Source organism: Cupriavidus sp. PB-02 (assembly GCF_058252315.1).
In genome coordinates, this window is sequence record NZ_CM177694.1 from 3,194,154 (window position 1) to 3,210,896 (window position 16,743).

The following is a 16,743-nucleotide window of genomic DNA, read 5'->3' on the forward strand; positions in this document are numbered from 1 at the left end:
GATGCGGCCGCGGCAGGGGCGGGCGCGAACAATTTATAATTCTCGCATATCCGTCCGGGATGCCCGCTGGCGCACAGTTTGCCAGCCCTCCCGGGTATCCCGGACCGCCGACAATCCTGCCCCGGGTTTCGCGGTCCCAACGGACGCCCGCCGCGCACGATGCCGGGCGCCCGAACCCACAAGGCTCTTGCCGATGTTCACGATTGTCTTCCTCGCCGCCCTGGTGCTGATGGTGCTGACCAAGCTCTGGCTGGCCGCCCGCCAGGTCCGGCATGTGGCGCAGCACCGCAACGCGGTGCCGGCGCGCTTTGCCGACACGATCACGCTGGCCTCGCACCAGAAGGCCGCCGACTACACCATCGCCCGCACCCGGCTGTCGATGCTGGAAGTGCTGGCCGGCGCCGCGGTGCTGATCGGCTTCACCATGCTGGGCGGGCTGCAGTGGCTCAACCAGTTCTGGCTCGATACCTTCGGACCCGGCTATGCCTACGGCGTGGCGCTGGTGGCCAGCGTCGCGCTGATCGGCGGGCTGGTCGACCTGCCCTTCTCGCTGTATGGCCAGTTCGGCATCGAGGAGCGCTTCGGCTTCAACAAGATGACCTTCGGCCTGTGGCTGGCCGACATGACCAAGATGCTGCTGGTCGCGTGCGCGCTGGGCCTGCCGCTGCTGCTGGCGGTGCTGTGGCTGATGGAGCGCGCGGGTTCGCTGTGGTGGCTGTGGACCTGGCTGGTGTGGATGGCGTTCAACCTGTTCCTGCTGGTGATCTTCCCGACCTTCATCGCGCCCCTGTTCAACAAGTTCGAGCCCCTCACCGACGAATCGCTGCGCGAGCGCATCGAGGCCCTGATGAAACGCTGCGGCTTTGCCAGCAAGGGCCTGTTCGTGATGGACGGCAGCAAGCGCAGCGCACATGGCAACGCCTACTTCACCGGCTTTGGCGCGGCCAAGCGCATTGTCTTCTTCGATACGCTGCTGGCCCGCCTGTCGGGAGACGAGATCGAGGCGGTGCTGGCGCATGAGCTGGGCCACTTCAAGCGCCGCCACGTGGCCAAGCGCATCGCCGTCACTTTTGCGCTGAGCCTGGTGTTCCTCGCGCTGCTGGGCTGGCTGGCCACGCGCAGCTGGTTCTACACCGGGCTGGGCGTGGTGCCCAACCTGGGCGTGTCCAACAACGCGCTGGCGCTGGTGCTGTTCTTCCTGACGCTGCCGGTGTTCACCTTCCTGCTGGGGCCGCTGTCGAGCCAGTCATCGCGCCGCCATGAGTTCGAGGCCGACGCCTTTGCCGCGGACCAGACCAACGCCGGCCACCTGGTGTCGGCGCTGGTGAAGCTGTACAAGGACAACGCCTCGACGCTCACGCCCGATCCGCTCTACAGCGCCTTCTACTACTCGCATCCGCCCGCCGCGCAGCGGATCGACCGTCTGCTGGCGCACGCATGAGCCGCGCGACGCGTCACCGCAACGCCGGCGGCGGCACCAATGCCGGTACCAGCCATGAGTCCGCACTGATCATCGCCGCGCACGGCCGCCACTACGTGGTCGAGCTGGGCGACGGCACGCGCATGCATGCCTTCCCGCGCGGCAAGAAAAGCGACTGCGCGGTGGGCGACCATGTCAGCGTGGAACGCGCCGCCGCCGACCAGTGCGTGATCACGAAGGTTGCGCCGCGCAAGAACCTGCTGCACCGCTCCGACCAGTTCAAGTCCAAGCTGCTGGCCGCCAATATCGACCAGGTCGTCATCGTGCTGGCGACCGAGCCGGGGTTCTCGGAAGACCTGCTCGGGCGCGCGCTGGTGTCGGCCGAGGCAATGGAAATCCGGCCGCTGATCGTGCTCAACAAGACCGACCTGCCCGACCGGCTCGACGAGGCGCGTGGCCGCTTGGCGCTGTACCGCGAGCTGGGTTACGACACGCTGGAGCTGTCGGTGCGCGCCGACCCGGCGCAGGCGCTGGCCACGCTCAAGCCGCGCCTGGCGGGGCTCGCCAGCATCCTGATCGGCCAGTCGGGCATGGGCAAGTCTTCGCTGCTGAACCTGCTGATTCCGGGCGTCGATGCCCAGACCCGCGAGATCTCGGCCAAGCTCGATTCCGGCAAGCACACCACGACTTTCACCCGGCTCTACCACCTGCCTGCGGACTGGGGCACGGCCGACGGCCGCCTGGGTGCGCTGATCGATTCACCGGGCTTCCAGGAATTCGGCCTGTACCACCTCAGCGAGGGCATGCTGGAGCGCGCGTTCCCGGAATTCCGGCCGCGCCTGACCGAGTGCCGCTTCTACAACTGCCACCATGTGAACGAGCCGGGGTGCGGGGTGCTGGCCGCGGTGGAATCCGGCGCGATTTCCGAGCGCCGCCACCAGCTCTACACGCAGCTGCTGCACGAATCCAGCCAGCAGAAGCCGTGGTAAGGTAAGCGCACCTGCATTCCGGTGCGCTGCCATGAAACTGCTACTGTCCGCCACCTCCCTGGTCCATGCGGCCCATTGCCAGAACGTCCTGCAGGCGGCCGGCATCCGGGCCGAGCTGCGCAATACCTGGCTGGCCGGCGCGACCGGCGAGATCCCCTTCCGGGAAAGCGCGCCGCAGGTATGGCTGGTCGATGACGAGATGGAAGCGCAGGCGTGGGCGGCGCTCAATGCCGCCGCCAACCCGGTACCGGGGCCCAGCTGGCAATGCCGCCATTGCCACGAGTGGCACGAGGCCCAGTTCGGCGCCTGCTGGCGCTGCGGCGCGGCGCGCGACTAGCGCGCGGGCTGCCCCGTTAAAACCCTGGATCAGCCCACCCAGAGCGCCAGCGACAGCATGGCGAGCAGCAGCATCCACAGCACCACCGCGCGCCACACCAGGCCGACGGCCGACTGCAGCGTGCGCACGCCGGGCTCGGTGCCGAATTCGGGCGCGGCCGGCTCGGGGCCGCCGTTGTCCTCTTCCATGCCGGGTGCGTAGTCCACCGCCGGGCCCGCCACGCTGGCGCGCAGCACCACGGTGGAATCGTCCTCGGCCAGTGGCGTGCCCAGCCTGACGCCGAGCGCCCCGCCGCCGCTGGCAAGCAGGATGCCGTTGACCGCATCGTTCCACTTGCGCGCGTGGTTGCGCCAGGCATAGACCGCATCCTCGAAATTGCCCACGATGGCAAAGCCGATCGCAGTCAGCCTTGAGGGAATCCAATCGAGCACATAGAAGGCGCGCGCCGCGAAGCGGCCCAGCGCGGGACTGCGTTCGGCCGAAGGCTGGTTCCACTGGCGGCCGAGGTATTCGGCGGTCCGGTACAGCACCACGCCGCCGGGCCCGATCGGCACCAGGAACCAGAAGAACACGCCGAACACATGCCGGTGCACGGCCACGATCGCCGCTTCCAGCGTTTGCCGCACGATCTCGGTGACCGGCATCTCGACGGTGTCGAGCCCGGTCCATTCGTGCAGCAGCATGCGCGCGGTATGGACGTCGTCGCGGTTCAGCGCTTCATGGATGTCGGTGAAGTAGTGGCTGAACTGGCGAAAGCCCAGCGTCATGTACAGCACCAGCACGTTCCAGGCGAGCGTCAGCGCCACGCTGATCGAGGCCAGCAGGTAGTGAACCACGACCACCGCCAGCGTCAGCGGCAGCACCACGGTGAGCCACGCCAGCGCGGCGTCGCGCGGGCGGCCAGTGTCGAAAGCGTGTTCGGCGCGCTCGCCGAGCGCGCGCACGATCTCGTGGATCGGGTTGTTGCGGCCCAGGGCGCGGAACTGCTCTGCGATCAGCGCCAGGAGAATAGAAACAAAGGTCATCTTGGTACTGGGTGTTCCAAGGGGGCGTCGGCACGGGGACGCCCCCTGTCGTGATCAGGGGAATGGGACCCGTGCTGGCCTGCGGGCGATGTGCCGGTGCAGGCGCAATGCATAGCGAGAAGATAGCACAGCGGTACCTGCCGGGTCCCGGAGCGCGACGCAAAATGCAAAAAGCCCGCCGGGCGGGCGGGCTCTTGCGGACTTCAGCGACTACGTTTGCCGGGCGCGGCTCAGGGCAGGTCGAACACCAGCACCTCGGCGTTATCGCCGCCGGAAAGCGCGACTTCACCGACCGACTCCAGCTTGGCCGCATCGCCGGCCTCGAGTGCCTTGCCGTTGACCGTCACCCGGCCACGCGCCACATGGACATAGGCACGGCGGCCCGGCGCGAGCGCCAGCGTGGTGGCCTCGCCGCCGTCGAACAGGCCGGCGTACAGGCGCACGTCCTGGTGCACCACTACCGAGCCGTCGGCGCCGTCGCGGCTGGCCACCAGGCGCAGCTTGCCACGCTTGTCGGCCACGTCGAAGTGCTTTTCCTCGTAGCCGGGCTCGATGCCGTTCTGGTCAGGCATGATCCAGATCTGCAGGAAGTGCGTCGTATCGTGCTGGGCATGGTTGTACTCGGAGTGGCGCACGCCCGTGCCTGCGCTCATGCGCTGCACATCGCCCGGGCGAATCACGCTGCCGTTGCCCATGCTGTCCTTGTGGGCCAGCTCGCCTTCCAGCACGTAGCTGATGATCTCCATGTCGCGATGGCCGTGCGTGCCAAAGCCCATGCCGGGCGCGACGCGGTCCTCGTTGATCACGCGCAGCGGCCCAAACTGCACATGCTGCGGATCGTAGTAGTCGGCGAACGAGAACGAATGAAAGGACTTCAGCCAGCCATGGTCGGCGTAACCGCGCTCTGCAGACTTTCTGATTTCAATCATTTTGATGGCCCTCCTTGGCCCGTTTCGCCGTCGGCACTCGCTGTGTAACCCGTGTCACGGCATGTGTTGCACTGTTGATGCTAGGCAGTTTAGGGCTTGAGGCGTATATTTACGGGGTCCACCTTAGAAGCAGTCATTCAGAATTTCTGAACATGGCCCTCTCGCTAGAATCCCTCGAAGTCCTCGACGCCATCGAACGCAAGGGCAGCTTCGCCGCTGCCGCCCACGAGATGGGCAAGGTGCCCTCAGCGCTGACCTACGTTGTGCGCAAGCTGGAAGAAGACCTGGACGTGTTGCTGTTTGACCGTCGCCGCCACCGCGCCGAGCTGACCCCGGCCGGCCGGGCGCTGCTCGACGAAGGCCGGCACCTGCTGCATGCGGCCGACGACCTGGCGCGCCGCGTCAAGCGGCTGGCCACGGGCTGGGAGGCGACGCTGACCATCGTGGTCGACGACCTGATCAACTTCCGCGCGCTGCTGCCGGTGATCCACGACTTCTACGCCGAGAACACCGCCACCCGGCTGCGCTTTGCCAAGGAAGTGCTGGGCGGCGCCTGGGACGCGCTGATCAGCAACCGCGCCGACCTGGTGATCGGCGGCGCCTACGATGCGCCCAGCACGCAGGGCTTCCAGATCCGGCCACTGGGAACGGTGCCGTTCGTGTTCGCGGTGGCGGCGCACCATCCGCTGGCCACAGAGGAAGGCCCCCTGACCACCATTCAGATCGCCAGGCACCGCATCGTCGCGGTCGGCGATACCTCGCGCAACCTGCCGGCGCGCACGCACGGCGTGTTGGCCGGCCAGGACGTGCTGGTGGTGCCGACCATGCGCGACAAGCTGGAAGCGCAGATCCGCGGCCTTGGCTGCGGCTGGCTGCCGGCACCAATGGCGCAGCCACATATCGAAAGCGGCGTGCTGCAGGCGCGCGAGACCGTGGAAGTGCGCGCGCCCGGCAACTTCAAGGTGGCCTGGCGCACCAGCAACCGCGGCAAGGCGCTGCAATGGTGGGCGAGCAAGCTGGAAGACCCGCGCCTGGCACAGGCGCTGCTGCAACACGCCGAATTCGCCGGCTGAGGGCAGGCGCATGGCGGTCATCACGGGCGGCTATCGCGGCCGCTTTGCCCCCTCGCCCACCGGGCCGCTGCATATGGGCTCGCTGGTCACAGCGCTGGCCAGCTGGCTCGATGCGCGCGCGCATGGCGGCCAGTGGCTGGTGCGCATCGAAGACATCGACATGCCGCGCTGCGTGCGCGGCGCCGACGACGACATCCTGCATACGCTGGAACGCCTTGGCATGACACCGGACGAGCCGCCGTTGTGGCAGAGCCGGCGCGAACCGCACTACGCCGACGCGCTGCGCCGGCTGGACGCCGCCGGGCAGCTCTACCCGTGCGGCTGCTCGCGCAAGGAGATCGCCGATTCGCTGGTACATGTGCGCGAGCGCCACCAGACGCTGGCCTACCCCGGCACCTGCCGCCACGGCCTGAACGGCAAGCTGCCGCGCGCCTGGCGCGTGCGCGTGCCGGACGGCGCGACGGCCAATATCTGCTTTGACGACCGCTGGCAGGGCCGCCAGTGCCAGGACCTGGAAACCGAGCTGGGCGATTTCGTGCTGCGCCGCGCGGACGGGCTATGGGCGTATCAACTGGCAGTGGTGGTGGACGACGGCCTGCAGGGCATCACGCATATCGTGCGCGGCGCCGACCTGCTCGACTCCACGCCGCGGCAGCTCCACCTGCAGCACCTGCTGGGCCTGCCCACGCCGGCCTACCTGCACGTGCCGGTGGTGGTCAACGAGATCGGCGAGAAGCTCAGCAAGCAAAGCGGCGCACTGGCGATCGACACCGGCGCGCCGCTGGATACGCTGCGCGAGGCAGGCAGCCACCTGGGGCTGGTCAACAACGCGGGGAATGTGAAGGACTGGCTGGCAAGCGCCACCGACGGGTGGCGCCAGCGGCTGGAGACGTTGCCCCAGCCTCAGCCGCCGCACGGCTAGCGTGCGGCTTTGATGCGATGGCCCGAGCAGGCGGGCCGCCGCGGACTACAACTGGATCAGGACTTGCGCGGCACGCCGCCCAGCAGCGCGGCCACCGGCCGCTTGGGCGCCTGTCGGCCGCGGCTCAGCGCGGCGGCCATTTCTTCAGACGGCTGGGCCTGGGTGCTGTTGGCGCTGGGCTCGTACGGGCGCGAGAAGAAAGGATCGTCCGAGGCGCGGAACATCTGGCGGCTGCCGCTGTGATCGTGGCGGCGCGGGCGCTCTTCGCTCTCGCCGTTGCCGCGCGCGCGGCGCACGTCGCCACGCTCGCGGCGGCGCTCGGTGTCGCCTTGGCGCGCACGCTCGCCGGTCGGGTCGAAGCCTTCCAGCTTGCCGCGCGGGATGCTGCGCTTGATCAGCTTCTCGATATCGGACAGCAGGCGCTCGTCATTGCCGGGCACGTAGATCGACAGCGCGTCGCCGCTGGCGCCGGCACGGCCGGTACGGCCGATACGGTGCACATAGTCTTCGGCGCTGTATGGCACGTCGAAGTTGACCACGCACGGCATGTCGGGAATATCGAGCCCGCGCGCGGCCACGTCGGTGGCGACCAGCGCGTCGATGGTGCCGCTCTTGAAGCCGTCCAGCGTCTGCATGCGCTCGGTCTGGGTCTTGTCGCCGTGGATGGCGGCGGCGTTGATGCCCTCGCGCTCCAGGTGCCGCGCCAGGCGCGAGCAGCCGATCTTACTGTTGACGAAGACGATGCACTGGCGCGACAGCCCCTGCTCGGCACGCTGCTTGAGCAGGTGCACGACTGCCGCCTGCTTGTGGCCGTCTTCGACCTGGTACACCATCTGGCGCACGTTCTCGTTAGTCGAATTGCTGCGCGCGACTTCGATGGTGACCGGCTGCTTCAGGTAGCTGGCAGCCAGCCGCTTGATTTCCGCCGAGAACGTCGCCGAGAACAGCAGCGTCTGGCGCTGCGCCGGCAGCAGGTTGATGATGCGTTGCAGGTCCGGCAGGAAGCCCATGTCGAGCATGCGGTCGGCTTCGTCCAGCACCAGCATCTGCACCTGCGACAGGTTGACCGACTTCTGCTGCACGTGGTCGAGCAGGCGGCCCGGCGTGGCCACCAGGATCTCCACGCCGCGGCGCAGCGCATCCGTCTGGGGGTTCATGTCGACGCCGCCGAACACCACCGTGCTGCGCAGGTCGGTGTGCTTGGCGTAGCGGGCGACGTTGTCGTAGACCTGGTCGGCCAGTTCGCGCGTGGGCGTCAGCATCAGCGCGCGCACCGGGTGTCGCGCCGGCGAGGCGCTGGCATTGGCCAGCGGCAGCAGGCGCTGGATGATCGGCAGCGCAAAGCCGGCGGTCTTGCCGGTGCCGGTCTGGGCGGCGCCCATCACGTCCTTGCCGAGCAGCACGACGGGAATCGCCTGCGCCTGGATCGGCGTGGGCGTGGTGTAGCCCTGGTCGGACAAGGCGCGCAGGATGCGCGCGTCGAGGCCGAAGCTCTCGAAGGTCTGCACAGCGGTAGTTGGTTCTGGTGCGGTCGTAGTTGTCATGGGTATCGGTGTCTGGCGGGAGGCGAACCCGGCACAAACGGATACGCGTCTGGAACTCATCTCGCCCTGGCTCTCGCCTGGCGCCGGTGGGTTCCGGCGCGGCCCTGCTGGCTACAGCATTTGGCCAAGAGAATCAAAGACTTAGATTTTAGCACCTCTGCCCGCGCAGTGACCAGTATGGCGGGAGCGTACGCGCGACGCGACAAAGCCCGGCGCCGGCTGGCAGGTTTTCAAGAAACTGTCATATCGGCAGCGGAAGATGCCAGCGGCGCGGTGGCCATCGCCGATCCGCGCCAGCGTACCTCAACCGAGAACCACATGGACTTCGAGCTTTTCCGCCAGACCTGCCAGCAGTTCCTGCGCACATCAAGCCAGTTCCTTGGCCTGGCCGCAGCGGCCTGCCAGCCGGCCCTGCCGCTGGCCGCGCGGCAACCCGGCCAGCCGGTGCAGACCGGGCAGCAGCCGGCCTGACCCTCGCCGCGCCCCCCACGGGCGCGACCGGACGGGATCCAGGTGACTCAGTCGCCGCGGATGCCGTTTTGTACGGGGAACGGCTTATAGGCGCAGAGTGCCGCCCCGGAACAGCCGGGCATCCATCTCGCGCAGGTCCGGCGCCACCGCCACCGGCGTCGCGCACTGGTCCAGCACGTCGCGCCGCAGGTCCACGCCTGGCGCGATCTCCACCAGCGTGAGGCGCGCCTCGCCATCGTCGGCGGCGCGCATCTCGAACACCGCGCGCTCGGTGATGTACAGCACCGGGATGCCGAGCGACGCCACGTAGGGACCGTTGAAGCTCAGGTGCGATACCTCGGGCACGATCTTCTTCACACGCCCTTCGCGCACGATCTGCAACTGGCCGTCGCCGGCACGGACTTCCAGCCCGCCCGCCGTCAGCGTGCCCATGAAGACCACCGCGCGCGCGCTCTGCGTGATGTTGATAAAGCCGCCGACGCCCGCGATCAGAGCGCCCTCGCCTTCGCCGAACTTGCTGACGTTGACGTTGCCATGGCCATCGAGTTCGGCCAGGCCGAGGATGGCCAGGTCGATGCCGCCGCCTTCGTAGAAATCGAACTGCGCGGGTTGGTCGACCACGGCTTCCGGATAGGCCGATGCGCCGAAGCTCAGGCCATCAGCGGGGGTGCCGCCGATCGGGCCCGCCTCGACAGTCAAAGTGAAGCCGTGCAGCCCGGCCTGGTGCGCCAGCATGCCGACCGCTGCCGGCATGCCGACGCCAAGGTTGACCACGCGCGGTGCGCGCCGCGCCAGCTCCATCACCGCGCGGCGCTGCACGATCGTGCGCGCGTCGAGCGGGCCCGTGGCCGCCGCCGCTGCCTCCTCCGCGTCGGCCTCGGCCGCTGCTGCCTCGCCCTGCCACGGCGTCACGTAGGCCGGATTGTAGGCTTCGGCGAACGTCATCTGGTGGTTGGCCGGGTTGTCGCAGACCACCACGTAGTCGACCAGGATGCCGGGCACATGGATGGCCTGCAGGATCTCGTGGTGGTCGACCAGACTTTCCACCTGCGCGATCACGATGCCGCCCGAGTTGTGCGCGGCCTGCGCCATCGCCAGCAGTTCGTGGTGGAAGGCCTCGCGGTGCGTGCTGAGGTTGCCGCGCGTATCGGCCGCGGTGCAGCGGATCAGCGCGCAGTCGATGCGGAAGCTCGGGTAGAACAGGTATTCGTCGCCGCGGAAATCGACCGCCTCGACCCAGCACGCCTTGCCCTCGGCCAGCGCCTGGCGCGCGCGCTCGTTGACGGCGCCGCCGTGATAGCGCGAATCCTGCGCGGTGCGCGGATCGACGAAGGTATGCAGTCCGATCTTCGTCATCACGCCGGGCTTGCCGCCCGCGATGGCGCGGTACAGGTGCGTCAGCACGCCCTGCGGCAGGTTGTAGCCCTCGCACTGCTCGGCCATCGCCAGCGCCGCCAGCCGCGTGGCCGAGCGCCAGTGGCCGCCGACGATGCTGGCGGTCATGCCGGCATTGCCGAAGTGGTTCACGCCGCGGGCGCCACGATCGCCCTGCCCCGCCGAGTACACCAGCGTCAGATCGCGCGGCAGCCCGCCGTGCAGGAAGCGCTGCTCCAGCGCCTCGGTCACGGCCTCGGCGTGGCCGGCACCGACAAAGCCGGCGCTGGCCACGGTCCAGCCGTCCTGCACCAGGGCGGCCGCTTCGCGTGCGGTGATCACCTTCATCGCTGTCTCCGGTTCTTGTGGTGTCGCTCCATGTCGCCCTGCTGCGGCAACCGAGCCCGGATGTAGAAAAGCCCCGCGTGCCGGGGAGGCAGCGGGGCTCAAATGGTAGCGGGGTAATCATTCGACCACCCACGCCTCGATCTTGGCGTATCGCGCCGCGGCCAGCATCACCCAATTGCGGGCCGCCGCAACATGAACGACCGGCCGGCGCATCCCGCGCGCCGCGCCCTGCAAAGCCTGTCAATCATCACCTTTGCCCTGCCAGCAGGGTATCCGGGTTTTCTCCGAGCGGGTTTTTGCCAGCTTCCGGCCCGCCTGCGCTTGCGGTCTACTGGAATCACGTCGACAGCCTGGCATCGCCGAAGCCTCGCGATACCGCAGTCGATGGCGCCAGAAATATTCCAATGACCGGGAGACAGACCATGGTGACGAAGAAAGAAGAGGCGTTCGTACTGAAGAACCTCCTTGCCCTCGCAGCAGTGGAAACCCTGGGCGGCGCGATCGCCCTCGGCATGGTCTTCCACCTGATCTGAAATCATTTGCAGCCGCGCCGGCGTCGCAGCGCCGGCACGGCGAATTCCGCAGACGGACCTGCTCGGCTACTCGTCGACGATTACCTCGAAGCCACCGAAGATCATCCGCTGGCCATCGAACGGCATATTGTCCATGCCTTCCTTCAGGCGCGGATCCTCCATCGCCGCCTTCATGCCCGAATCGCGCTTTTCGCGCGACGGCCACAGGATCCACGAGAACACCACCGCTTCATCGTCCTTGCGCTTGACCGCCATCGTAAAGGACGTGACCTTGCCTTCCGGCACATCGTCGCCCCAGCATTCCACCACCTTCAGCGCGCCGTGTTCCTTGAACACCGCGGCCGCCTTCTGCGCCACCTGGCGATAGGTCTCGCGATTCGCTTGCGGTACGGCCAGCAAGAATCCGTCGATATAGGACATTGACTGCCTCCTGATCGGGTTGAACGGTTGAGTGGCGGCACCGCAGGGGCCACCGCCCGCGTCTGACTACGATAGTCCATCGCAGCCGAGGCGCCAGAGCCGTCACGTGGCCTGAAAGATGCTTGCCGTGCTGCAAGTGTGCCGGCGCGATCTGCTGGACCGTCCGGGCGCGTCGTTTGTGCGCTGTCGAAGCACGCGCTGGGCCCGACGGGGCATCGGGGCGCGGCAAACGGCCCGTCAGAAGGGTCAGCGCGCAGATGGCAGATGCGCCGGCCAGGCGCCACTCGCCACGAGTCCTTCGGCGATACCAATCAACTGGTTCCAGACAGCGTTGACGGCCAGCGAAACGGGTGAAGTGGCTGACCTGCAGATGTACACCTGCCGCGCCAGGCCAGGATTCACGATCCGCGCGCACGACAGCAATCCGGCTTCCAGCTCCTGGCGTACGGCTGCATGGGAGAGGATCGTGTAACCGACACCAGCCGCCGTGAGTGCAATCAACTCCGGAATGGCGTTGACTTCCGCAACGATGCGCAATTGCACATCATGCGACGCGCAGTGCCGCTCGATCAGGCTGCGCAGGCCATGCAAGCTGGCCGGCAGGATCATCGGCAGTTGCGACAGGTCGCCGAAGGACACCGTCATGGCTTCCGCCACAGCGGCGCCGGGCAAGCTCGACAGCGTGCCCGGCGGGCCAACCAGCACTAGGTCTTCCTCCAGCAGCAGATCGCTGCGCAGCCCGGGTTCGGGGCCCCCGCCAAAGGTCATGCCGATATCGATATGCCCGGTCAGGAGGTTCTGGGGAATATAGCCAGTGCTCAACTCGATGATCTGCAGGTAAACGTCCGGCCAACGCGCGACAACTTCGCGCACCAGCGGGACCGTCACCAGCTTGGCCATCGATTGTGGCAATCCCACCGCCACGCGCCCCCTGGGTTCCCGCACAGCCGTACGGATCTCTTCGACCGCCACATCCACCCGCTTGAGGATATCGGCGGCATGGCCAAGCAGCATGACCCCCGCCGCTGTCGGCGTGACACCTTTCGGGGTCCGGTCGAACAACGCCGTACCAAGCTCTTCTTCCAGGTTCTTGATCTGCAGGCTCAGGGCCGGCTGGGCCAGGTGCATGCGCTCGGCGGCGCGTGAAATGGAGCCGGCCGAGGCCACCGCCATAAAGGATCGGAGTGTGCGCAGGTCCAGGGCCATGCTGTTGTCCCGGTCAGAGTGAGAGTGCATTTGGCATATTGGAATCTTATACCGGGCATCAAAAACTTGTCTTCGACATATACCCCGGCCGTCGCCAAGATGTCAGCCACATCGCCACATGGCGATCGAAGTTTGCTGACACACCGGAGACACCTATGAACCCGAAACGCCGCTCGCTCATGCTCGGCGCCGCCGTGTCGATGCTGGCGCGGCCAGTGCTGGCCGCCGGCTGGCCAACGCGTCCCATCAAGCTCCTCGTGCCGTTCGCGGCAGGCGGACCGACCGATTTCATCGCCCGCCTGCTCGCCACGCCGCTTTCCCGCGAACTGGGGCAACCGGTCGTCATCGACAACCGGCCCGGAGCGAGCGGCAACCTGGGCGCACAGAACGTCCTGGACGCCGACGCCGACGGCTATACGCTGCTGCACAACACCGTCGGCATGCACGCGGTCAATCCTCTGATGTACCCCAGTGCGCGCTTCCAGCCGCTACGCGACTTCAAACCGATTGCGACCACGGCTGCCATGCCCAACGTGCTGGTCGTGCACCCTGACAAACTCCCCGTCAGGTCTGTCGCAGACCTGGTGCGCATCGGCAAGTCCAGGGCCGACGGGCTCACCTATGCCACCTTCGGTGCCGGCACCTCGCCGCACATTTATGCGGCGCTGTTGCAGAAGGCGGCCGGTTTCAGCGCGATGGCGATTCCGTACAAGGGCAGTTCCCCCGCGCTGACCGATGTCATGGCCGGCCAGGTCGATTTCGTCTTCGACTCGTTCACGACCTGCATTGGCCAGATCCAGGGGGGCAAGCTGCGCGCGCTGGCAATCACTGCTTCGGGCCGCTCGCCGATGCTGCCCGATGTGCCAACGCTGAAAGAGGCTGGCTATCCCGACGTGGACAAGAAATTCTGGTTCTCGCTGCAAGCCCCGGCGCACACGCCCAAGGCGGTGATCGATCGGCTGCGCGCTGCGGCGGCGAAGGCAGTCGCAGATCCAGACTACATCGCCGCGCTGCGCGCACGGGGCGCAGAGCCCATGCCCACGCGCAGCAGCGAGCTCGACGCCTTCGTGCAACGTGACGCCGAACGCTGGACCTCGGTAGCACGCGGCCTCGGCATCAAACCTCAATGAACGGACCAGTCACCATGCAACCATTGAAAGGCATCCGCGTCCTGGACCTGAGCAAAGTCCTGGCCGGACCGCTGTGCGGCCAGTACCTGGGCGAGCTTGGCGCGGACGTGACCAAGGTGGAGCCGATCGGCAAGGGCGACGATACCCGCGCCTGGCTGCCCCAGGAAGCCGGGCAGTCGGCCGTGTTCCTGTCCGTCAACCACAACAAGCGCAGCATCGCCGTGGACCTGAAGAGCGAGGCTGGCCGCGAGGTGGTACAGCGCCTCGCGGCGCAGTCAGACGTGGTACTGCAGGGTTTCGGCGGCGGCACCGCGGCGAAGCTGGGTGTGGACTACGAAACCCTGCGCGCCCTCAATCCGCGGATGATCTACTGCGAGATCTCCGGCTACGGCCGTGACGGGCCGCTCGGACACGAGCCAGGCTATGACGTCATGCTGCAGGCATTCAGCGGCATGATCAGCACGATGGGGGAACCCGGAGGAAGCTATGCGCGCGCCAGCTTCTCACCCGTGGACATTGGCACAGGCATGCACGCGCTCAGCGGCATCCTGGCTGCCCTGATCGAGCGCCAGGCGACCGGCAAGGGCGTCTATGTGGAAGTGGCGCTGATGGAAACCGCGCTCGGCTTCATGGGCTACATGGCGCAGAATTATTGGCGCACGGGCGCCGTGCCGCAGAAAATGGGGACCGCGCACCCGTCGATGTCGCCTTACCAGGCGTTCGAGGCCGCCGACGGGCCGCTCATGCTCGGCGTCGGCAACGACGCGCAATGGCGCCGCTTCTGCGCCGTGGCAGAGCTGGACGACTGGGTGGATCACCCGGATTTCGCCACCAACGCCGACCGCGTCAGGAATTTCGCGCGTACCGTGGCGCTGGTGCAGGACCGCGTTGCCCGCAAGCCCTTGGACTTCTGGCTCAACGGCCTTCGGCAGGCCGGCGTTGCGTGTTCGCCGATCAATACCCTGGATCAGGCATTGAACCATCCTCAGGTGCAGGCGCGCGGGCTGATCGTCTCTTCACAGCATCCGGTTCTCGGCACTGTCAAGAACGTGGGGCTGCCTATCCGGTTCGGGCAGGCGCCGCGCACTGCCCGGCGCACCGCGCCGCTGCTTGGCGAACACACGAAAGCCATCCTCCATGAGGCTGGCTACGATCCGGAAGACATCGCCCGCCTGACACAAGCAGGCGCCGTCGCTACCAGCACGCCCTCTGCCTGAAGCCTGAACAACCTGGAGCACTCATGCCTCTTCTTTCTTACACCGTGCGCAACCATGTCGCGGAGATCCTGCTCGACAATCCACCCGTCAATGCACTGACGATTCCGATGATCGGTGCCCTGCTGGATGCATTGGCGCAAGCCGCCGCAGACGATAGCGCGCGTGCGGTGATCATTGCCAGCGCCGTACCTGGCCGCTTCTGCGCGGGACTCGACATCGCAGCCCTGCAAGGCGCATCGCCGTCCGAGGTCCATACCCTGCTCGACAAGCTCTACGTCCAGCTATGCGATGCCCAATACAACCTCGGCAAACCCTCCATCGCGGCGATCAGCGGCGCGGCGCGTGGTGGCGGCATGACGCTAGCGATCTCCTGCGACCTGATCGTGGCCGCGGAAAGCGCCACCTTTGGCTATCCGGAGATCGACGTCGGCATGCTGCCGGCGATCCACTTCACGCATCTGCCGCGCATCGTCGGCCGGCACGTGGCGTTCGACCTCCTGTTCACCGGGCGCGCGTTTGACGCGGCGCAAGCGCAGGCCATGCACCTGGTGAACCGTGTGGTGAAAGACGAGGACGTGCTCGCGCAAGCGCGCGCGCTGGCAGCGACGCTGGTGGGCAAATCGACAACGGCCATGCAGATGGGTCGCGCCGCCTTCCATCGCGCCGTTGACAGCGGCTATCGCCGCGGCGTGTCGTATGCGGTCGATACGTTTTGCCAGGTCGCGGCGACCGACGATGCCAGGGAAGGGATAGCTGCCTTTATGGAGAAGCGGCGCCCCGTGTGGGGCGCCTGACAGGATAGATCAGCCAACCAGGGAGGGTTCGCATGCGGTGGATACACTCATGCGGCCATCACGCTGCGTTCGTCATCGGTCAGCTCAGGACCATCCAGCGTGACGCGCGAATGGTCGTGGCGGAACTTGCGGATGATGGGCTTGAGCTCCTCCTTGACGTGCTTCTCGCTGTAGCCGTTGAACAGGTGGCCGGCCAGGCCGCGGCGCAGGTCGCTGGTGTCCATGAACCAGTCGGCGATCGGGAACGTGAGGTTCATGTTGTACTTCATCATGATGCCCATGTTGTGATGTGCGGTGTGGTGGCGGCGGATCGTGTTGACAAAGGGCATGTTGCGCACGAACCAGTTCTCATGCACGTGGCAGCAGTAGTGGAAGGTCTCGTAGACCAGGTACTGCGCCACCATCGTCATGAACACGACCCAGCCGGCATTGCTGTTGAGCAGCACCGAGGCCAGGTAGCCGAGCGCACCGCCGCCTACGCCGAGCGTGGTCAGCACCCGCCACGGGAAGAACACGATGCGGAATTCGCGGGTGGTATCGATGGTCGGCTCTTCATCGGTGAAGTACTGGTGGTGCTGGCGCGTATGGCGCTCGTAGATGGCGCGCAGCGCGAACACGTCGATCCGGCGGTGCATCACGTACTTGTGCATCGCCCATTCGACGAAATTGCCGGCCAGGAACACCGGCAGCACCAGCGCCCATTCCCAGGCGGCGTGCTGCAGTTGCCCGAAGGCGTAATACAGCGCGGCGGCGCCGACGCCGTAGATCACCACGATATGCAGCAGGCCGTTGTAGAGCGGGCTGATATCGGCCTTGTACTGTTCGCGGAATTTGCGCTGCCGTTCGGTCATCATGGCTGTCTCCTCGTTTGATGATACGTAACTAATATATTAGTCGGATATCACGCCCTGTCAAGGCGCGTGGGGGATTTTTGCAGGGCCGATTTGCTGGCGCTCGCAGACCACGGCCAGCGCACCAAAAGCAAAGGCCCCTGTCTTGCGCCAGGGGCCA

General features: G+C 66.8%; 16 protein-coding genes. 9 read left to right on the forward strand and 7 right to left on the reverse strand.

The features are described 5' to 3' along the window. Positions 1–193: 193 nt before the first annotated feature. From AC10V3_RS14980 to AC10V3_RS14990, 3 genes are read left to right on the forward strand one after another with little or no spacing between them, the layout of a single operon-like run. Positions 194–1,441, forward strand: coding sequence for a M48 family metallopeptidase (locus AC10V3_RS14980; protein ID WP_022536064.1), 1,248 nt, complete (start codon positions 194–196; stop codon positions 1,439–1,441). Then, positions 1,438–2,409, forward strand: coding sequence for a ribosome small subunit-dependent GTPase A (rsgA, locus tag AC10V3_RS14985; RefSeq protein WP_022536065.1), 972 nt, complete (start codon positions 1,438–1,440; stop codon positions 2,407–2,409). The genes AC10V3_RS14980 and rsgA overlap by 4 nt, the downstream gene beginning before the upstream one ends. Before the next feature lie 31 nt (positions 2,410–2,440). Beyond that, positions 2,441–2,746, forward strand: coding sequence for a putative signal transducing protein (locus AC10V3_RS14990; RefSeq protein ID WP_022536066.1), 306 nt, complete (start codon positions 2,441–2,443; stop codon positions 2,744–2,746). A gap of 29 nt (positions 2,747–2,775) precedes the next feature. Here the strand turns inward: AC10V3_RS14990 and AC10V3_RS14995 are convergent, their stop codons facing one another. Together AC10V3_RS14995 and AC10V3_RS15000 are read right to left on the reverse strand one after the other, a co-directional pair. Further along, a complete protein-coding gene (locus AC10V3_RS14995; RefSeq protein WP_022536067.1) occupies positions 2,776–3,771 on the reverse strand; it encodes a CobD/CbiB family protein in 996 nt (331 codons plus the stop codon). A gap of 230 nt (positions 3,772–4,001) precedes the next feature. Beyond that, positions 4,002–4,700, reverse strand: coding sequence for a pirin family protein (locus tag AC10V3_RS15000; RefSeq protein WP_022536068.1), 699 nt, complete (start codon positions 4,698–4,700; stop codon positions 4,002–4,004). A gap of 152 nt (positions 4,701–4,852) precedes the next feature. On the opposite strand from AC10V3_RS15000, the gene AC10V3_RS15005 reads away from it, so the two are divergent. Both AC10V3_RS15005 and gluQRS read left to right on the forward strand, forming a co-directional pair. Continuing rightward, the gene (locus tag AC10V3_RS15005) at positions 4,853–5,773 is read left to right on the forward strand and encodes a LysR family transcriptional regulator (protein WP_041681115.1); all 921 of its coding nucleotides are present in this window, start codon (positions 4,853–4,855) and stop codon (positions 5,771–5,773) included. Positions 5,774–5,783: 10 nt separating this feature from the next. Then, a complete protein-coding gene (gluQRS, locus tag AC10V3_RS15010; protein WP_022536070.1) occupies positions 5,784–6,695 on the forward strand; it encodes a tRNA glutamyl-Q(34) synthetase GluQRS in 912 nt (303 codons plus the stop codon). 56 nt (positions 6,696–6,751) lie between these two features. Here gluQRS and AC10V3_RS15015 read toward each other — a convergent pair whose 3' ends face one another. Further along, positions 6,752–8,239, reverse strand: coding sequence for a DEAD/DEAH box helicase (locus AC10V3_RS15015; RefSeq protein WP_051369787.1), 1,488 nt, complete (start codon positions 8,237–8,239; stop codon positions 6,752–6,754). A 318-nt stretch (positions 8,240–8,557) separates the two neighbouring features. Between AC10V3_RS15015 and AC10V3_RS15020 the strand changes: the two genes are divergently transcribed. After that, on the forward strand, positions 8,558–8,710 hold the full coding sequence (locus AC10V3_RS15020; protein ID WP_349608806.1) for a hypothetical protein: 153 nt from the start codon (positions 8,558–8,560) through the stop codon (positions 8,708–8,710). An 84-nt stretch (positions 8,711–8,794) separates the two neighbouring features. Here the strand turns inward: AC10V3_RS15020 and AC10V3_RS15025 are convergent, their stop codons facing one another. The 3 genes from AC10V3_RS15025 to AC10V3_RS15035 form a co-directional block, all read right to left on the reverse strand. Further along, positions 8,795–10,432 (reverse strand): acyl CoA:acetate/3-ketoacid CoA transferase, encoded by a 1,638-nt coding sequence (locus tag AC10V3_RS15025; RefSeq protein WP_022536073.1) that lies wholly within the window; start codon positions 10,430–10,432, stop codon positions 8,795–8,797. A gap of 599 nt (positions 10,433–11,031) precedes the next feature. Continuing rightward, the gene (locus AC10V3_RS15030) at positions 11,032–11,385 is read right to left on the reverse strand and encodes a DUF1428 domain-containing protein (RefSeq protein WP_022536076.1); all 354 of its coding nucleotides are present in this window, start codon (positions 11,383–11,385) and stop codon (positions 11,032–11,034) included. Between the two features lie 246 nt (positions 11,386–11,631). Further along, positions 11,632–12,591 carry a LysR family transcriptional regulator gene (locus tag AC10V3_RS15035; RefSeq protein WP_022536077.1) on the reverse strand — a complete coding sequence of 320 codons (960 nt, stop codon included), beginning with the start codon at positions 12,589–12,591 and terminating at the stop codon, positions 11,632–11,634. Between the two features lie 155 nt (positions 12,592–12,746). On the opposite strand from AC10V3_RS15035, the gene AC10V3_RS15040 reads away from it, so the two are divergent. The 3 genes from AC10V3_RS15040 to AC10V3_RS15050 are packed head-to-tail and all read left to right on the forward strand — an operon-like array spanning position 12,747 to position 15,732. Next, entirely contained in the window at positions 12,747–13,721 is a 975-nt protein-coding gene (locus tag AC10V3_RS15040) for a Bug family tripartite tricarboxylate transporter substrate binding protein (protein WP_022536078.1), read from the forward strand. 14 nt (positions 13,722–13,735) lie between these two features. Beyond that, the gene (locus AC10V3_RS15045; RefSeq protein WP_041681549.1) at positions 13,736–14,938 is read left to right on the forward strand and encodes a CaiB/BaiF CoA transferase family protein; all 1,203 of its coding nucleotides are present in this window, start codon (positions 13,736–13,738) and stop codon (positions 14,936–14,938) included. Between the two features lie 23 nt (positions 14,939–14,961). Then, positions 14,962–15,732, forward strand: coding sequence for an enoyl-CoA hydratase/isomerase family protein (locus AC10V3_RS15050; protein WP_022536080.1), 771 nt, complete (start codon positions 14,962–14,964; stop codon positions 15,730–15,732). Positions 15,733–15,779: 47 nt separating this feature from the next. Here AC10V3_RS15050 and AC10V3_RS15055 read toward each other — a convergent pair whose 3' ends face one another. Then, the gene (locus tag AC10V3_RS15055; RefSeq protein ID WP_022536081.1) at positions 15,780–16,586 is read right to left on the reverse strand and encodes a hypothetical protein; all 807 of its coding nucleotides are present in this window, start codon (positions 16,584–16,586) and stop codon (positions 15,780–15,782) included. Positions 16,587–16,743 lie beyond the last annotated feature (157 nt).